Raw genomic sequence first — 16814 nt, forward strand, 5'->3', positions numbered from 1 at the left:
ACATGAGCAAGCAACCGACCGGCCTGACCGTCCACAACAAGTCCAAGGTGCTGGACATCGAGTTTGACGATGGCGCCTCGTTTTCCATCCCGTTCGAACTGCTGCGCGTGTATTCGCCGTCGGCGGAGGTGAAGGGGCACGGGGAAGGACAGGAAGTGCTGCAAGTGGGCAAGCGCGAAGTGGGCATCGCGGCGATGGACCCGGTCGGCAACTACGCCGTGCAGCCGACCTTCACGGACGGCCACAACACGGGGCTGTACACCTGGGATTACCTGTACAAGCTGGGCAATGAAAAAGAAGCCTTGTGGGCCAATTACATGGACCGCCTGCACGCCTCCGGCTTCGATGGCGACAGCGGCCGCGAAACCGGCGTCACGCTGACCGGCCCCGGTTCGCACAACCACAAAGGCTGCGGCCACAAGCACTAAGTCGTGTTCGGCTTAGGCGGCCAGGCTGGCGGCAGCATCAAACGTGCCCGCATAAAGGCACGGTAGCGTCTTGTATAATGCAGGCAAACTAACAGGCCTGCCTACCATGACCAATACCACTCACTTCGGTTACAAAACCGTCGCGGAAGACGACAAAGTCCGCGAAGTCGCCAAGGTTTTCCATTCTGTCGCCGCCAAGTACGACATCATGAACGACGTCATGTCGGCCGGCCTGCACCGCCTGTGGAAGACCTTCACCATCGCCAACGCGGCCGTGCGCCCCGGCTTCAAGTGCCTGGACATCGCCGGCGGCACCGGCGACCTGGCCAAGGTGTTCGCCAAGCAAGCCGGCCCGACCGGCGAAGTCTGGCTCACCGACATCAACGAATCGATGCTGCGCGTCGGCCGCGACCGCCTCTTGAATCGCGGCCTGTTGACCCCCACCTTGTTGTGCGACGCCGAAAAGCTGCCATTCCCGGACAATTACTTCGACCGCGTCAGCGTCGCCTTCGGCCTGCGCAACATGACCCACAAGGACCAGGCGCTGGCGGAAATGCGCCGTGTGCTGAAGCCGGGCGGCAAGCTGCTGGTGCTGGAATTCTCGAAAGTGGCCGAGCCGCTGCAGAAGCCTTACGACTTCTATTCGTTCAAGATCCTGCCGTGGATGGGCCAGAAGATCGCCAACGACGCCGAAAGCTACCGCTACCTGGCCGAGTCGATCCGCATGCATCCGGACCAGGAAACGCTGAAGACCATGATGGAAGCGGCGGGCCTGGAACGCGTAACGTATTACAACCTGACGGCAGGTGTGGCCGCTTTACACACCGGTATCAAACTGTAGTCATAGGAGCACCATGAACATCAAGAAAATCCTGATCGGCGCCTTGCTGGCCGTGTCCGCACTGTCCATGCTGGCCGAGGCGACCGCCCGTCCGATGGGCGGCGGCCGTTCGATCGGACGCCAGTCGCAAAACGTCAGCCGCATGCCGCCGGCCGCCGCGCCGCAGCAGGCGCCGCGCCAGGCCGCTCCGGCGCCGGCTCCCGGCACGCCGCCGGCCGCGATCCCGCCCAAGCCGGCCAGCCCATGGAAAGGCATCCTGGGCGGCGCGCTGCTGGGCCTGGGCCTGGGCGCCTTGTTCTCGCACTTTGGCCTGGGTGGCGCGATGGGCGGCATCTTCGGCTCGCTGATCATGTTGGCGCTGCTGGCCGGCGTGGTGTTCTTCATCGTGCGCCTGTTCCGCGGCAAGCAGCAAACGCCCGCGGCGGCGTTCGGCGGCAGCCAGAACGTGTATGCGATGCCGCCGCAAGGCGGCGCCACGCCGGAAATCGGCTCGCGCCTGCAGCCCGAGCCGGTACCGCAAGTCGCCGCGCCGGTGGCGCACACCCCGTGGGGCGTGCCTGCCGATTTCGACGCGCCGTCGTTCCTGCGCGTGGCCAAGTCCAATTTCATCCGCCTGCAGGCGGCCTGGGACAAGGGCGACGTGGCCGATATCCGCGAATTCACCACGCCTGAGGTGTTTGCCGAGCTGAAGATGCAGATCACCGAGCGCGGCGCGCAAAAGGACTACACCGACGTCGTCGCCATCGACGCCGAGCTGCTGGGCATCGAGACCAGCGGCAGCGAGTACCTGGCGAGCGTCAAGTTCACCGGCAGCATCAAGCCGGCGCCGGACGCGCTGGCCGAGCCGTTCAACGAAGTGTGGAACCTGTCGAAGCCGGTTTCCGGCGCCACCGGCTGGATGCTGGCCGGTATTCAACAGCTCGCATAACCGCCGGCCCGCCCGGCAAACTGGTAAGATCAAGACCGCCCGTATTTCCGGGCGGTTTTGTTTTGAACGGCTCAAGAATGATTTCACCGAACCTAAGCAAGTTTTCCGCCGCCGCGCCGGTCAGCGCCGCCATCAACCACCTGCTGGCGCAAGAGCCGTGGGCGCGCCAGGAGCTGCTGCGCCACGCCGGCAAGGTCGCCGCCATCGACACCGGCGCCGCCGTGCTGCGCCTGCTGGTGACGGCCGACGGCATGCTGGCGGCGGCGCCGGCCGATGAGCCGGCCCGCGTCACCATCCGCGTCAAGCTGTCCGACCTGCCGCTGATCGCGCAAAACCGCGAGCGGGCGTTTTCCTACGTGCAGATCGAGGGCGACGCCGAATTCGCCAACGCGATTTCCAACTTGAGCAAGTCGCTGCGCTGGGAAGCCGAATACGACCTGGAAAAACTGGTGGGCCCGATCGCCGCCGTGCGCGCCGTGTCCGGCGCCCGCGCCGCGTTCGAGGCGGTCAAGACCGGCCACCGCAAGCTGGCCGAGAACGTGGCCGAATTCCTGCTCGATGAACAGCCGGTGCTGATCCGTCCGCAGGCGGTGGAGGAATTCTCGGCCGACGTGGTGCGCCTGCGCGACGACGTCGAGCGCGCCGCCAAGCGCTTGGCCAGACTGGAACAAAAATTGGTACAAAAACTGGACTCCCAATGATGTTGAAATTCTTACGCCTGCTGAAAATCCTGCGGGTATCGGTGCGTTACGGCCTCGATGAAATCGCCATGTCCGGCCTGAAGAAGCCGCGCATCGCCAAGCTGATCGACACGGTGATCTTCTGGCGCGACCTGTCGGCGCCGCGCGGCGTGCGCCTGCGCATGGCGCTGGAGGAACTGGGGCCGATCTTCGTCAAGTTCGGCCAGGTGCTGTCGACCCGGCGCGACCTGATTCCGCTGGACCTGGTGGAAGAGCTGTCGCGCCTGCAGGATCGCGTGCCGCCGTTCGACTCCGACCTGGCGATCGCGCAGATCCGCAAATCGCTGGGGGCGCATCCAGATCAATTATTTGCCACCTTCGAGCGCACGCCGGTGGCGTCGGCGTCGATCGCGCAGGTGCATTTCGCCACGCTGCGGGACGGCAAGCAGGTGGCGGTCAAGGTGCTGCGTCCGGGCATGAAGAAATCCATCGACGAGGACGTGGCGCTGATGCACATCGCCGCCGAGTGGATAGGCCGCGTGTGGGCCGACAGCAAGCGCCTCAAGCCGCGCGAAGTGGTCGCCGAGTTCGACAAGTACCTGCACGACGAACTGGACCTGATGCGCGAGGCGGCCAACGCCAGCCAGCTGCGCCGCAACTTCGCCGAATCCAAGCTGCTGCTGGTGCCGGAAATGTACTGGGATTACTGCTCCAACAGCGTGATCGTGATGGAGCGCATGCACGGCATACCAGTGTCGCAGATCGACCGGCTGGAGGCGGCCGGCGTGGACTTGAAAAAGCTGTCCAGCGACGGCGTCGAGATCTTCTTCACGCAGGTGTTCCGCGACGGCTTCTTCCATGCGGATATGCATCCGGGGAACATCCTGGTATCGATCGAGCCGGAGACCTTCGGCCGCTACATCGCGCTGGATTTCGGCATCGTCGGCACGCTCAACGACTTCGACAAGGATTACCTGTCGCAGAACTTCCTGGCCTTCTTCCGCCGCGACTACAAGCGCGTGGCCGAGGCGCACATCGAGTCCGGCTGGGCGCCGAAGGAAACCCGCGTCGACGAGCTGGAGTCCGCCGTGCGCGCCTGCTGCGAGCCGATCTTCGACCGTCCGCTGAAGGACATCTCCTTCGGCCAGATACTGCTGCGCCTGTTCCAGACCTCGCGCCGCTTCAACGTCGAAGTGCAGCCTCAATTGGTGCTGCTGCAAAAGACGCTGCTCAATATCGAGGGCCTGGGCCGCCAGCTGGATCCGGACCTGGACCTGTGGAAGACCGCCAAGCCCTACCTGGAAAACTGGATGGCCGAACAGGTCGGCTGGCAGGGCATGTGGCAGCGCCTGAAGGCCGAGGCGCCGCGCTACACCCACATCATCCCGCAACTGCCGCGCCTGCTGCACCGCGCGCTGGAGCAGCAGGGCGAGAAGCCGTCCGACAATGCCGAGCTGATGAAAGTGCTGATCCACGAACAGCAGCGCACCAATCGCCTGCTGAGCTTTGTGATTTATTTCGCCGGCGCCTTCGGCCTGGGGGTATTGGGTTTCCAGCTGTACCTGCGCTGGCATCATCTGGGCTAGGCCATGGCAGATTTCCAGCAGCGCGATCCGATGTCGCCGGCGTTCTGGGACGAGCGCTTCGAGCGCAACTTTACGCCGTGGGACCGGGGCGGCGCGCCGCAAGCCTTGCGCGATTTTGCCGCCGCCAGCGCGCCGCTGACCACCTTGATACCGGGCTGCGGCGCGGCCTACGAGCTGGCCTTGCTGGCCGATGCGGGATGGGATGCGGTGGCGATCGATTTCTCGCCGTCCGCCGTGGCGGTGGGCAAGGCGGCAGCCGGCCGGCACGCTGCGCGCGTGGTCGAGGCGGACTTCTTTAAATGGCAGCCGGAGCGGCCATTGCAGCTGATTTATGAGCGCGCCTTCCTGTGCGCGCTGCCGCCGGCGATGCGGCCGCAGGTGGCGGCGCGGTGGGCGCAATTGCTGGCTCCGGGCGCGCTGCTGGCCGGCTATTTCTTCTTCGACGATGGCCGCAGGGGGCCGCCGTTCGGCATCGCCCGCGGCGAGCTCGATGCTTTGCTGCGGGCGGATTTCGACTGCATCGCCGACGACGCCGTCAGCGACTCGATACCGGTGTTCGCCGGCAAGGAGCGCTGGATGGTCTGGCGTCGGCGCTAGCGCTTAATCGCGGCGCGGATTGTTGGGATGGTTGTCGACGCCGTTCGGCACGCCGTCATGGTCGCGGTCGCCACGGGCCCAGCTGCCGCGGGTCATTTCCCAGCGGCCGTTGCGCTCTTCCCAGGCCGGCTGGTGGTAGACATAGCCGCGGCGCTCGCGCACCCAGGTACCCTTGACCCAGACGTGGCGATTGTGGCGCCAGTCCCAGTAGCCTGGCGCCCAGACATAGCCGTGACGGGGCGGCGGCACCACTTCATGGCGCAGCGGCGGTGGCGCGGTCTGGACCACGATGACGGCGGCCGACGCCGGCAGCGTGACGGTACCGGCGGAAGCCGCGATGGCGGCTGCAAGCAATAGTTTCTTGATCATGTTGAGCTCCTCCTTGACAGGTTGTATGACCGTTATAAAGAGTTCCGCTGCCGATGTATGTGCGGCCGGTCGCACAAGCGCGATGTCAGTGACGAGCTTGTTTGACGGCGGTTCGGGCGCGGAAATCGGTGCTTAGCCACAGGAAACAGGCAAGCCGGCAGGAAAAAGCTTTATAATTCAGGGTTTTGATGATTTTTGCGGAGTAATAGATGCCGATCTACGCTTACCGCTGCGAGGCATGTGGTTTTGCCAAGGATGTCTTGCAGAAGATTTCCGACCCGCAGCTGACTGTTTGCCCAGAGTGCGGCAAGGAGTCGTTTAAGAAACAACTGACCGCTGCAGGCTTCCAGTTGAAGGGCTCGGGCTGGTATGTGACCGATTTCCGCGGCGGCACGCCACCGGCGACCGGCACCGCGACCGGCGCCAAGACGGACGCGCCGGCTGCGGCCCCCGCGCCGGCCGCCGGCACCGGCACGAAATCGGACTGAAATGCGCCGACTGAATTGCGCCGACTGAAGCACCGCCGCCACACCCACCCTAAGAGTAATCGATGCGTAAATATTTCATTACCGGCTTGCTGATCCTGGTGCCCCTGGCGATAACCGCCTGGGTGCTGAACCTGGTGATCAGCACCATGGACCAGTCCCTGCTGTTCGTGCCGGAACGCTGGCAGCCGCGCACGCTGATCGGCTTCGATATTCCCGGCCTGGGCACCTTGCTGACCGTGCTGATCGTGTTCCTGACCGGCTTGCTGACCAACAACCTGGTCGGCAACTACGTGGTCAAGCTGTGGGAAAAGCTGCTGACGCGCATCCCGGTCGTCAGCTCGCTGTATTCCAGCGTCAAGCAGGTGTCGGACACGCTGTTCTCGTCCTCGGGCAACGCCTTCCGCAAGGCCGTGCTGATCCCGTATCCGCACCAGAACTCGTACACCATCGCCTTCCTGACCGGCGTGCCGGGCGGCGACGTCAAGAACCACCTGGTGGGCGACTACGTCAGCGTGTACGTGCCGACGACGCCGAATCCGACCTCGGGCTTTTTCCTGATGTTGGCGCGCAAGGATGTGGTCGAACTCGACATGAGCGTCGATGCGGCCCTGAAGTACATCGTGTCGATGGGAGTGGTGGCGCCGGAAGACGCGCCGCGCCCGATCGAAATCGCGAGCAAATAAATTAAGATCAACTGAGTAACACTAACCTGAACCGAGAAATAAACATGTCCTCAATGCGTACTCACTACTGCGGCCTCACCACTGAAGCGCTGCTTGGCCAAACCGTCAGCCTGTGCGGCTGGGTACATCGTCGCCGCGACCACGGTGGCGTGATCTTCATCGACCTGCGCGACCGCGAAGGCCTGGTGCAGATCGTTTGCAATCCGGAACAGGCTGAAGTGTTCAAGGCCGCCGAAGCCGTGCGCAACGAGTTCTGCCTGCGCGTGACCGGCGTGGTCAAGGATCGCCTGGCGGGCACCGTCAACGCCAACCTGAAGTCCGGCAAGATCGAAGTGGTCTGCTCGCAGCTGGAAGTGCTGAACCCTTCCGTGGCCGTGCCGTTCCAGCTGGACGACGACAACCTGTCGGAAACCACCCGCCTGACCCACCGCGTGCTGGACCTGCGCCGTCCGCAGATGCAGAACAACCTGCGTCTGCGCTACAAGGTCACGATGGAAGTGCGCAAGTACCTCGACGACCTGGGCTTCATCGACATCGAAACCCCGATGCTGACCAAGTCGACCCCGGAAGGCGCGCGCGACTACCTGGTGCCGTCGCGCGTCAACGCCGGCAACTTCTTCGCGCTGCCGCAATCGCCGCAGCTGTTCAAGCAGCTGCTGATGGTGGCCAACTTCGACCGCTACTACCAGATCACCAAGTGCTTCCGCGACGAAGACCTGCGCGCCGACCGCCAGCCGGAATTCACCCAGATCGACTGCGAAACCTCGTTCCTGACCGAACAGGAAATCCGCGACCTGTTCGAGGACATGATCCGCAAGGTGTTCCGCAACACCATGAACGTCGAGCTGCCTAACCCGTTCCCGGTGATGGACTTCGCCGAGGCGATGGGCAAATACGGTTCGGACAAGCCGGACATGCGCGTCAAGCTGGAGTTCACCGACCTGACCGAAGTGATGAAGGACGTCGACTTCAAGGTGTTCTCCGGCGCCGCCAACCTGCCTAACGGCCGTGTGGTGGGCCTGCGCGTGCCGAAGGGCGGCGACATGCCACGTTCGGAAATCGACGCCTACACCCAGTTCGTCGCCATCTACGGCGCGCGCGGCCTGGCCTACATCAAGGTCAACGAGAAGGCCAAGGGCCGCGACGGCCTGCAATCGCCTATCGTCAAGAACCTGCACGACGCGGCCCTGGCCAAGGTGCTGGAACTGACCGGCGCCGAAGACGGCGACCTGATCTTCTTCGGCGCCGACAAGGCCAAGGTGGTCAACGACGCGATCGGCGCGCTGCGCGTGAAGATCGGCCACTCGGAATTCGGCAAGAAAGCCGGCCTGTTCGACGACGTCTGGGCGCCGCTGTGGGTGATCGACTTCCCGATGTTCGAATACGACGAAGAGTCGGACCGCTGGACCGCGACCCACCATCCGTTCACCGCGCCGAAGGACGGCCATGAAGACTGGCTGGAAAGCAATCCGGGCGCCTGCATCGCCAAGGCCTACGACATGGTGCTGAACGGCTGGGAACTGGGCGGCGGCTCGATCCGTATCCACCGGGAGGAAGTGCAGTCGAAAGTGTTCCGCGCGCTGAAGATCGACGCCGACGAAGCCCGCCTGAAGTTCGGCTTCCTGCTCGACGCGCTGCAGTACGGCGCGCCGCCGCACGGCGGCCTGGCATTCGGCCTGGACCGTATCGTGACCCTGATGACCAAGTCCGATTCGATCCGCGACGTGATCGCCTTCCCGAAAACCCAGCGTGCCCAGGATCTGCTGACCCAGGCGCCGTCGGAAGTGGACGAGAAGCAGTTGAAAGAACTGCATATCCGCCTGCGTACGGCCGAGCCAAAAGTGGCCAGCTGATTATTGCAATGGAAAGGGCGCTTCGGCGCCTTTTCTTTTACCAGAACTATGAAGCCCTACAAGATCCCTGTCTCGGTGCTGGTGGTGATCCACACGGCCGATTTGCAAGTGCTGCTGATCGAGCGCGCCGACCGGCCCGGCTATTGGCAGTCGGTGACCGGCTCGCTGGACGCGGTCGACGAACCCTTGCTGGAAACGGCCGCGCGCGAGTTGTTCGAGGAAACCGGCATCGTCGCGGACGGCGAGCGCATCGTGCTGCGCGACTGGCACTTGTCCAACATCTACACGATCTATCCGGTCTGGCGCCACCGCTACGCGCCGGGCGTGACGGAAAATACCGAGCACGTCTTCAGCGTCGAGGTGCCGCGCGACATCGCCATCACCCTTGCCCCGCGCGAGCACCTGAACCACATCTGGCTGCCCTACCTGGAAGCGGCCGACAAATGCTTTTCGTTCTCCAACGCCGAAGCCATATTGCAACTAAGGCAATATGCGCACGCCCGCTAGGTGCTCAGGCTGCGAGTTTCCTGTTCATCGGCAACTTTTTTGAATAGAATCGATGGATAGGCCCGCTTGGTGGCCTGATCCAGGAGAACCGGTATGAGCAGCCCCACCACGTCCAGTCCCACCACGCAGGTAAACGATACCGGCACGCTGAGCATCGATGCTTTGCTGGCCGGCACCAAATGGGGCGGCGTCGCCGGCAGCGGCATCACCATCACCTACAGCTTCCCGTTTGCCGGCGGCGCCTCGGCGGTCTTCAGCGGGCCTGGCGGCGGCAGCTATTCCGATCTGGGCGAACCCACCGCCAGCCAGCACTACGGACTGAACGCGGTACAGCAGGCCGCCGCGACGGCCGCCTTGCAGTCTTGGGCCAACGTGGCCAACATCACGCCGGTAAAAGTGGTCGACACCGCCACCACGGTCGGCGACATCCGCTTCGCCTGGACCTCGGCCACGCAAAACACCAGCGACGGCGGCGCCGCCTGGGGCTGGGCCAGCTATCCGAATAGCAGTTATCCGTCCGGCGGCGATGTGTGGATCAGCACCACTTCCTCGGGCGCCAGCAGCAGTGACTGGTCGGTCGGCTCGTACAATTACATGTCCCTGATCCATGAGCTGGGCCATGCGCTGGGCCTGAAGCATCCGTTCGAAGACGGCGCGGTGCTGGATGCAGCGCACGCCAACCGCCAGTACTCGGTGATGGCCTACGACGACGCGCCGCGCAGCCTGTTCGTCGACGTCACGCAAAGCGGTAGCTCGGCATCGTGGAAGTCCTACGACGTGGTGCCGAGCACGCCGATGCTGTACGACATCGCGGTGATGCAATACCTGTACGGCGCGAACACGACCTACCACACCGCTAACGACACCTATACCTTTGATCCCGCCACGCCGTTCATCAGTACCATCTGGGACGCCGGCGGCATCGATACCATTTCGATCGCCAATTTCACCGCCGGCTCGCTGATCGACCTGCAGCAGGGGCATTATTCGTCCATTCATATTCCGTCCGACACCGGCGCCGGCATCAATTGGCAGACGCCGCCGCCGGTCGGCACCTACGACGGCACCAACGACCTGGCGATCGCCTACGGCGCGGTGATTGAAAACGCCACCGGCGGCAGCGGCGACGATACGCTGATCGGCAACAGCAGCAGCAACCGCCTGCAGGGCAATGGCGGCCACAACGTCATCGACGGCGGCACCGGCACCGATACCGCGGCCTACACGGGCAACTTCAGCACCTATACGCTGGCGGCCGTCAGCGGTGGCTATACGGTGACGTCGCGCACCGACCCCGGTCAGAGCGACACCCTGAGCAATATCGAACGCCTGAGTTTTGCGGATGGCACGATGTCGCTGAGCCTGGCCAGTGTGGCCGACGATCCGGTGCAGGCCAAATATGTGGCGATGGCGCAGAAATTCTACGTGGCGTATTTCGGCCGTCCGGCCGATAGCGGCGGCCTGAACGCGATGGTCAACCAGCTGGTGGCCGCCGCCACGCCGACCACCACGCAGGCCTTCGCCGACGCCTACAGCACCAACGCCACCGTCAAGGCGCTGGTGGACAGCTTCGGCAACAGCGTGGAGTCGGCCGCGCTGTATCACGGTACCAACAAGGATTTCGTCACCGCGATCTATGCGCACCTGCTGAGCCGTGTACCGGATACGGAGGGCTTGAATTTCTGGGCCGGCGCGCTGGACGCGGGGCTGGCGCGTGGCGTCGCCGCGCTCAACATCATGGCCGGCGCGGAGGGCAATACCACCGCCCAAGGGCTGCTCGATGGCGCGCTGGTGCTTAACAGGCTGACCGTGGCCGCCAACTTCACCGCGCTGCTCGACACGCCGAAGGAACAGAGCAGCTATGCGGGCGACGCCGCCGCGTCGGTCGCGCGGGCCTTGCTCGACGGAGTCAGCCAGAGCACCAGCCTGCTCAGCTACGAGAGCACGGTGATGCAGACGGTCGCGTCGATGTCGGGCGGTACCCAGTCCGGCGCGCCGGAGGTGGTGCTGGTCGGCATCGGCACCGTCGAGCATGGATGGGCCCACGCTTGATATCCGCTGATGTTACCGTGTGGAGCTGATTGCGGACTCGGGGTTAGAATAGCCCCATGAAAATTCGCGTAGCCACCTACAATATCCACAAGGGCGTGTCAGCAATCCGCGCCGAGCCTCGGGTGCTGGCGCTGAAGCAGGCCATCGGCCTGTTCGATGCCGATGTGGTTTTTTTGCAAGAGGTGCAGGGCAAGCACGACTTGAAAGCCGCCAAATACGGGGCCGAACATCTGGGCCACAAGCATTGGCCCGCTGCGGCGCAGCATGAATATTTTGCCGGCGAGTCGCGCCATGCGCATAGCGCCTACGGCATGAACGCGATCTACGACCACGGCCATCACGGCAACGCTCTGCTGAGCGCCTATCCGATCGCCAACCAGGCCAACCACGATGTGTCCGACCACGCCTACGAACAGCGCGGCATCCTGCACTGCGCGCTGAATACGCCGCACGGCGCCGTGCACTGCTTTGTGGTCCACCTCGGCCTGTTCGAGGCCGGCCGCCGGCGCCAGACCCAGGCGCTGATCTCGGCCGTGCGCGAGTCGGCGCCGAACGGCGAACCGGTCATCATCGCCGGCGATTTCAACGACTGGCGCAACACCCTGGGCGGCGAACTGCGCAACGCGCTGGGCGTGGTCGAGGCCTTCGACCAGATCGGCTCCAACTCCACGCTGGACGAGATCGTGCGCACGCTGCGCCGCAAATCCAGCGTCAACCCGGCCCGCACCTTCCCGGCGGCCTTGCCGTTCTTCCGCCTGGACCGCATCTACGTGCGCGGCTTCAAGGTCGACGCGGCGGAGGTGATGCACGGCAGCCTGTGGGCCAAGCTGTCCGATCACGCCCCCATCGTCGCCAACCTGACGCTGGCCTGAGTTATTTGCGGCTCAGCGTTGCGCTGTCGAGCTTGACGTCCAGGGTCTGCAGGCTGACGTTGAGCATGGCGATGTTGGTCTTGTTGGCCACCAGCTCCTTGAGCCGTGCTTCAAACGCGTCGAGATACTTGACGCAGGGGCTGGTTTTGGCGAAGGCGTAGTAATTCTTGTCCTCGGCCAGGAAGGGCCGCATCGCCATGAACTGCTCGCCCTGGCGATGGCGCGCCAGCCATGCTTCGCCGGTGAACAGGCCGCTGATGAAATAGTCGATGCGGCCCAGGGCCAGCTTGCGGAAATTGGTGTCGGCGGTGCCCGATTCCTCCAGCTGCAAATGGCTGGCGGCAAACTCCGAGAACGCCTGGCCGAAGGTATTGCCCAGCGCGATGCCGCCCTTGTGGCTGGCCAGGTCCTGCCAGTTGTTGAAGATGAAGGCGCGCTGGCGCTGCACGAACACCGCCACAGGATTCGGAAACGCCGGCGTGCGCACGAAGTCCAGGTAGCGTTCGCGTTCGGGCTGGATCTTCAGGGTCGCCACCAGGTCGACCTTGCCGACCGCGGCATTGGCCAGCACGCGTTTCCATGGGCCGACATAGCGCACTTCGTAGGGGATTTGCAGATCGGCCAGGACGCGCGCGGCCAGCTCGACGCTGGGGCCGCGCAACTCCTTGCCGTCGTACCAGTGCAGCGGGGGATAGTCGGGATCGGCGGACACCACCACCTTGGCGCAAGCCGCCGGAGGCTCGGCCGCCGCGGCCTGCAGCCAGGACGCCAGCAGCATCATCGACAGACTACGGGTCAGCAATCGTGCTCCCATGCATAGCGCTCCGAGCGTTAGCCCTCACAATAGGGTTGCAATTTATTATAGACTTGTTTCCACGGGAGCGCCTGATCTCGTCGCCCGGGGTTAGAATCCAGTTATGCGCACAGTCAATTTCCTTGCCGATAACGAAGTCACGCTCCTGCACACGGGCACCGACTTCTTTCCCGCGCTGATAGCCGCCATCGACGCCGCCCGCTACGAGGTATATTTCGAGACCTATATCTTTGCCGGCGACGCCACCGGACTCGCGGTGCAGGCTGCGCTGACCGGCGCCGCCCAGCGCGGCGTGCAGGTGCGCATGATTACCGACTGGTGGGGCACCGGCCGCCGCCAGGTCAACAGCATGCACGAGAAGCTGGTGGCGGCGGGCGTCGAGCACCGCGTGTTCAATCCCTGGTTCAGGCGCGGCGTCACGCGCACCCACCGCAAGATCTGCGTGGTCGACCGCGAGATCGCCTTCGTCGGCGGCATCAACATCAACGACGACATGTACTGCGACTACAACCACGCGATCAGCCTGTCGGCGCCGCGCTGGGATTTCGCGGTGCAGGTGCGCGGCCCGCTGGTGGGGGCGATCCAGCTGGAGGCGCAGACGCAATGGCGCCGGATGGGCAAGCTGGGCATCATGAAGCGGATCGGCCTGTACCGCGACATGCGCAAGGTCAACAAGCGCGCCACGCAGAACATGGTCCAGGCCGGCTTCGTGGTGCGCGACAACCTGCGCAACCGCCGGACCATACAGCGCGCCTATCTGCAGGCGCTGGGCCGGGCGCGCAAGAGCGTGCTGCTGGCCAATCCGTATTTCGCGCCGGGCGCGCGCTTCCGCCACGCGCTGGCCGCCGCCGCCGAGCGCGGCGTCGAGGTCACGCTGCTGATCGGCGTCGGCGAAATCTGGCTGCAGGATGCGGTCGCGCATTCCTTCTATCCGAAGCTGCTTGCGGCCGGCGTCAAAGTGGTGGAATATCACAAGACCCAGTTGCATGCGAAGGTTGCCGTCATCGACGACGACTGGGCCACCGTGGGCTCGAGCAATGTGGACGGCTTGAGCCTGTTTTTGAACCAGGAAGCGAATGTCGTGATCAAGGACGCCGCCTTTGCGCAAAGCCTGCGCCGGCATATCGAGGCGGCGATCGCCGACGGCGTGGAAATCCATTACGCCGATTTCGAACACGTCGGCCGCTTCCGCCGCATCGGCTACGAGATAGCCTTTTTCTGCTACAAGATGCTGATGCGTGTCTTTGCCGTGGGGAAGTACGCTTGAGCGATAGTGTCAGACTGGACAAGTGGTTGTGGGCCGCGCGCTTCTTTAAAACCCGTTCGCTGGCCACCGAGGCCGTCGACAGCGGCAAGGTCAGGCTGGGCGGCGACAAGGTCAAGCCGGCGCGCGCGGTGCGCGTCGGCGACCAGCTGGACATCGACAACGGCTCGGACCGCTGGGAGGTCGACGTGATGAACCTGTCGGACGTGCGCGCCGCCGCGCCGATCGCGCGCAACCTGTACGAAGAAACCGACCTCAGCGTCGCCCGGCGCGCCGCCGTGGCCGAGAACCGCCGCATGTTCCGCGAACCGAGCGCGGACTTCAAGGGCCGTCCCACCAAGCGCGACCGGCGCCAGCTGGGCAAGGCCGGCGATTACGACTAGACAGGCATCGGTCGCGCCTGCAGGCGGGCCAGGCACAGCACGCACAGCAGCGCGAACAGGGCGCCGCTGAGCAGCGTCAGCCGATAGTCGTGGCCGGACAGGTCGAGCACCGGCCCCTGCACGCCGCTGACCAGGATATTGCCCAGCACAACCATCAAATCCTTGGTCGAGTTGTATTGCACGAACTGGGCCCTGGGGAACAGCGCCATCGGCATCGATGCCGCCGCCGTGAACCAGGCGCCGGACACCACCACATGGGCCAGGTAAAACCACGGGAAGCAGGCCGGGTTGCCCAGGCTCAGGTAGCCGATCGCGGCCGCCGCGCAGTACACCCCCATGATCAGGCTGGACACGCGCAGCGCGCCGTAATGGTCGACCAGCCAGCCGATGCCGAACGCGGACGCGATGGAGACGGCATAGCCGTAGGCCGTCAGCGTGCCCAGCGTCGCCTTCGGGATGCCGGACAGGTGGGCGTAGTACTGGTAAAACGTATTGAAGGGATTGAAGGTGACGCTGGCCAGCATGAAGGCCGCCACCGCCCACAGGAAGGGGCGGTGGGCGAAGCAGGCCAGCACGTGGGCGCGCGGCACGGCCAGCGCGCGCCAGCCGCCGGCGCGCCGGCCGTCGTCCTGCGCGCCGCAGGCCGGCTCCTTGACCATCAGGCACACCAGCAGCAGCGCCAGGCCGAACACGACGCCGATGGCCAGCAGGATCTCGCTCAGGTAGTGGTCGGTCAGCGCGAACACCCAGGTGTTGAAGGCGATGCCGACGCTGAGCCCGACGATGCGGAAGGCGGCGTAAAAGCGTCCCAGCAGTCCCTGCGGCACGACGTCGTTGACCAGGCCGGTGAACAGCGACGCGGCGCTGATGCCGGCGCATTCGAAGATGGTCCAGAACAGGCTGAAGGCGGCCAGGTTGCACAGGCGGCGTCCCGGCGACAGCGCGCCCAGCGCGGCGTCGGCCAGCGCGCCCAGCGCCGGCGAGCAGGCCAGGCCCAGCATGGCGGCGCAGCCCACCGGCGCCACCGCCAGCAGGAAGGGCCGGCGCCGGCCCCAGCGGCTGCGCAGGCGGTCCGAGTGGTAGCCGAGCAAGGGCACCAGCAGCACGCTCAGCAGCGCCGGCACGGTCGACATCAGCAGCGAGGTGGTGGTGTCGGAGGCGCCGTTGCGGCGCAGCAGTTCCAGCCCGCTGGGCAGCGCGGCCCGTTCGCGGATCGAGATCGCCAGGTCGCCCACCAGCAGCCAGAACAGCACCGCCAGCAGGCCGGCCGAGGCCAGGCCCCAGGCAGCGCGCTGGCCGACGGGGCGGGGGCCGGCCATGGCGCCGTCGCTGTCCATCAGTCCGGCCGGCGCAGCGGCCCGGTGGAACTGCGCAGCACCAGGTTCATCGGGAAACCGATGCGCTGGGCCTGCTTCTCGCCGCCCTGTATCTGCGCCAGCAATTCGTTGACGGCGCGCGCCGCCATGTCGGCGTTGGGCTGGCGCATCGTGGTCAGCGGCGGATGGACAAAGCTGGAGGTCGAGATGTCGTCGAAGCCGATCACCGAGATATCGTCCGGCACCTTCAAGCCCCGGCTGTGGATGGCGTCGATGGCGCCGAAGCCGGTTTCATCGTTGGCGGCGAAGATGGCGGTGGGCGGGGTGTCCAGCGACAGCAGTTTTTCGGCCGCGGCATAGCCGCCCGTCTGCGAGAAATTGCCGTCCACCGCCAGCGCCGGATCGGCCGTCACGCCGGCCGCCCGCAGCGCGTCGTGGTAGCCCTTGAGGCGCTCGGCGCCCTGGCCGGTGCCGGCCGTGCCGCCGATGAAGGCGATGCGGCGGTGGCCCAGCGACAGCAGGTGCTCGACCGCCGTGCGGGCGCCGGCGCGGTTTTCCACCACCACCACCGGCAGGTTGACCGGACGCGCGTCGAAGCCGACAAACACGCAGGGCAGGCTCTGGCGCTCGACCACCGCCAGGTAGCCGTCGGCCGCGTTGGGCAACAGCAGCACCAGGCCGGCGCACAGCTGGCTCAGCATGGCGCAGGTTTCCGTGCGGCTGGGCAGGTCGAAGCGCTCGGCGTTGAACAGCAGGATGTCGTAGCCCTGGCGCCGCGCCTCGTCGCTGATGGCCTTGGTGATTTCATGCAGCACCAGCGAGCCATAGTTGTTGACGAACACGCCGATCAGCTTGCTTTTATCGCCGCGCATGCGGCGCGCCAGCATGTCGGGCGTGTAGTTCAGCTGCGCCGCCGCCGCCATCACGCGCGTGCGCGCCGCCTCGGACACGTAGCCGGTGCCGCGGATCGCGCGCGAGGCGGTGATGGGCGAGACCCCGGCGATTTTCGCCACTTCACTGAGTTTGCTCGATTTTGCCATGTGTGCGAATGAGTTGCTGGAGATCAGGATGTGGTCACGATACCACATCCTTAATTGCTCTTCCATCAAATTTATTTCTGATAAAAATCAAATAGATACGTGCATTTCACGGG

At 64.9% G+C, this 16814-nt stretch carries 18 protein-coding genes; 14 read left to right on the forward strand and 4 right to left on the reverse strand.

The genetic code is table 11. The features are described 5' to 3' along the window. The first annotated feature begins 2 nt into the window (after positions 1–2). The 6 genes from ACSQ3S_RS04290 to ACSQ3S_RS04315 all read left to right on the forward strand — a co-directional run bounded on the left by ACSQ3S_RS04290 (position 3) and on the right by ACSQ3S_RS04315 (position 5060). On the forward strand, positions 3–428 hold the full coding sequence (locus ACSQ3S_RS04290) for a gamma-butyrobetaine hydroxylase-like domain-containing protein (RefSeq protein ID WP_436141653.1): 426 nt from the start codon (positions 3–5) through the stop codon (positions 426–428). Positions 429–534: 106 nt separating this feature from the next. Beyond that, a complete protein-coding gene (ubiE, locus tag ACSQ3S_RS04295; protein ID WP_176655322.1) occupies positions 535–1269 on the forward strand; it encodes a bifunctional demethylmenaquinone methyltransferase/2-methoxy-6-polyprenyl-1,4-benzoquinol methylase UbiE in 735 nt (244 codons plus the stop codon). 13 nt (positions 1270–1282) lie between these two features. Then, positions 1283–2197, forward strand: coding sequence for a Tim44 domain-containing protein (locus ACSQ3S_RS04300; protein WP_436141654.1), 915 nt, complete (start codon positions 1283–1285; stop codon positions 2195–2197). 77 nt (positions 2198–2274) lie between these two features. Then, positions 2275–2898 (forward strand): ubiquinone biosynthesis accessory factor UbiJ, encoded by a 624-nt coding sequence (locus tag ACSQ3S_RS04305; RefSeq protein WP_413448772.1) that lies wholly within the window; start codon positions 2275–2277, stop codon positions 2896–2898. Further along, positions 2895–4463 (forward strand): ubiquinone biosynthesis regulatory protein kinase UbiB, encoded by a 1569-nt coding sequence (ubiB, locus tag ACSQ3S_RS04310; RefSeq protein WP_176655325.1) that lies wholly within the window; start codon positions 2895–2897, stop codon positions 4461–4463. Before ACSQ3S_RS04305 ends, ubiB begins: the two co-directional genes overlap by 4 nt. Before the next feature lie 3 nt (positions 4464–4466). Next, positions 4467–5060: a methyltransferase domain-containing protein gene (locus tag ACSQ3S_RS04315; RefSeq protein WP_436141655.1), complete on the forward strand. Its 594-nt coding sequence runs from the start codon at positions 4467–4469 to the stop codon at positions 5058–5060. A 3-nt stretch (positions 5061–5063) separates the two neighbouring features. Here the strand turns inward: ACSQ3S_RS04315 and ACSQ3S_RS04320 are convergent, their stop codons facing one another. After that, positions 5064–5429 carry a YXWGXW repeat-containing protein gene (locus ACSQ3S_RS04320; RefSeq protein ID WP_176655327.1) on the reverse strand — a complete coding sequence of 122 codons (366 nt, stop codon included), beginning with the start codon at positions 5427–5429 and terminating at the stop codon, positions 5064–5066. A 209-nt stretch (positions 5430–5638) separates the two neighbouring features. On the opposite strand from ACSQ3S_RS04320, the gene ACSQ3S_RS04325 reads away from it, so the two are divergent. The 6 genes from ACSQ3S_RS04325 to ACSQ3S_RS04350 all read left to right on the forward strand — a co-directional run bounded on the left by ACSQ3S_RS04325 (position 5639) and on the right by ACSQ3S_RS04350 (position 11884). After that, entirely contained in the window at positions 5639–5917 is a 279-nt protein-coding gene (locus tag ACSQ3S_RS04325; protein ID WP_176655328.1) for an FmdB family zinc ribbon protein, read from the forward strand. Positions 5918–5979: 62 nt separating this feature from the next. After that, the gene (locus ACSQ3S_RS04330; RefSeq protein WP_176655329.1) at positions 5980–6600 is read left to right on the forward strand and encodes a DUF502 domain-containing protein; all 621 of its coding nucleotides are present in this window, start codon (positions 5980–5982) and stop codon (positions 6598–6600) included. 53 nt (positions 6601–6653) lie between these two features. Beyond that, on the forward strand, positions 6654–8453 hold the full coding sequence (gene aspS, locus ACSQ3S_RS04335) for an aspartate--tRNA ligase (RefSeq protein WP_176655515.1): 1800 nt from the start codon (positions 6654–6656) through the stop codon (positions 8451–8453). Between the two features lie 48 nt (positions 8454–8501). Then, positions 8502–8960 carry a dihydroneopterin triphosphate diphosphatase gene (gene nudB, locus ACSQ3S_RS04340; protein ID WP_436141656.1) on the forward strand — a complete coding sequence of 153 codons (459 nt, stop codon included), beginning with the start codon at positions 8502–8504 and terminating at the stop codon, positions 8958–8960. A gap of 93 nt (positions 8961–9053) precedes the next feature. After that, complete coding sequence (locus tag ACSQ3S_RS04345; RefSeq protein WP_436141657.1) at positions 9054–11012, forward strand: DUF4214 domain-containing protein; 1959 nt, start codon at positions 9054–9056, stop codon at positions 11010–11012. 56 nt (positions 11013–11068) lie between these two features. Next, positions 11069–11884 (forward strand): endonuclease/exonuclease/phosphatase family protein, encoded by an 816-nt coding sequence (locus tag ACSQ3S_RS04350; protein WP_436141658.1) that lies wholly within the window; start codon positions 11069–11071, stop codon positions 11882–11884. 1 nt (position 11885) lies between these two features. On the opposite strand, the gene ACSQ3S_RS04355 is transcribed toward ACSQ3S_RS04350, so the two are convergent. Next, a complete protein-coding gene (locus ACSQ3S_RS04355) occupies positions 11886–12698 on the reverse strand; it encodes a substrate-binding periplasmic protein (RefSeq protein ID WP_176655332.1) in 813 nt (270 codons plus the stop codon). A gap of 103 nt (positions 12699–12801) precedes the next feature. On the opposite strand from ACSQ3S_RS04355, the gene clsB reads away from it, so the two are divergent. Both clsB and ACSQ3S_RS04365 read left to right on the forward strand, forming a co-directional pair. Further along, positions 12802–13965: a cardiolipin synthase ClsB gene (gene clsB / locus ACSQ3S_RS04360; protein ID WP_176655333.1), complete on the forward strand. Its 1164-nt coding sequence runs from the start codon at positions 12802–12804 to the stop codon at positions 13963–13965. Beyond that, complete coding sequence (locus ACSQ3S_RS04365) at positions 13962–14345, forward strand: RNA-binding S4 domain-containing protein (RefSeq protein WP_176655334.1); 384 nt, start codon at positions 13962–13964, stop codon at positions 14343–14345. The genes clsB and ACSQ3S_RS04365 overlap by 4 nt, the downstream gene beginning before the upstream one ends. On the opposite strand, the gene ACSQ3S_RS04370 is transcribed toward ACSQ3S_RS04365, so the two are convergent. Together ACSQ3S_RS04370 and ACSQ3S_RS04375 are read right to left on the reverse strand one after the other, a co-directional pair. Continuing rightward, positions 14342–15682 carry an MFS transporter gene (locus ACSQ3S_RS04370; protein ID WP_413448767.1) on the reverse strand — a complete coding sequence of 447 codons (1341 nt, stop codon included), beginning with the start codon at positions 15680–15682 and terminating at the stop codon, positions 14342–14344. The genes ACSQ3S_RS04365 and ACSQ3S_RS04370 overlap by 4 nt on opposite strands. After that, positions 15682–16701, reverse strand: coding sequence for a LacI family DNA-binding transcriptional regulator (locus ACSQ3S_RS04375; RefSeq protein WP_353405019.1), 1020 nt, complete (start codon positions 16699–16701; stop codon positions 15682–15684). The genes ACSQ3S_RS04370 and ACSQ3S_RS04375 overlap by 1 nt, the downstream gene beginning before the upstream one ends. Positions 16702–16814 lie beyond the last annotated feature (113 nt).

Origin of the sequence: Duganella sp. LjRoot269 (assembly GCF_964254095.1) — a bacterium.
Classification (GTDB): Bacteria; Pseudomonadota; Gammaproteobacteria; order Burkholderiales; family Burkholderiaceae_D; genus Rugamonas; species Rugamonas hordei.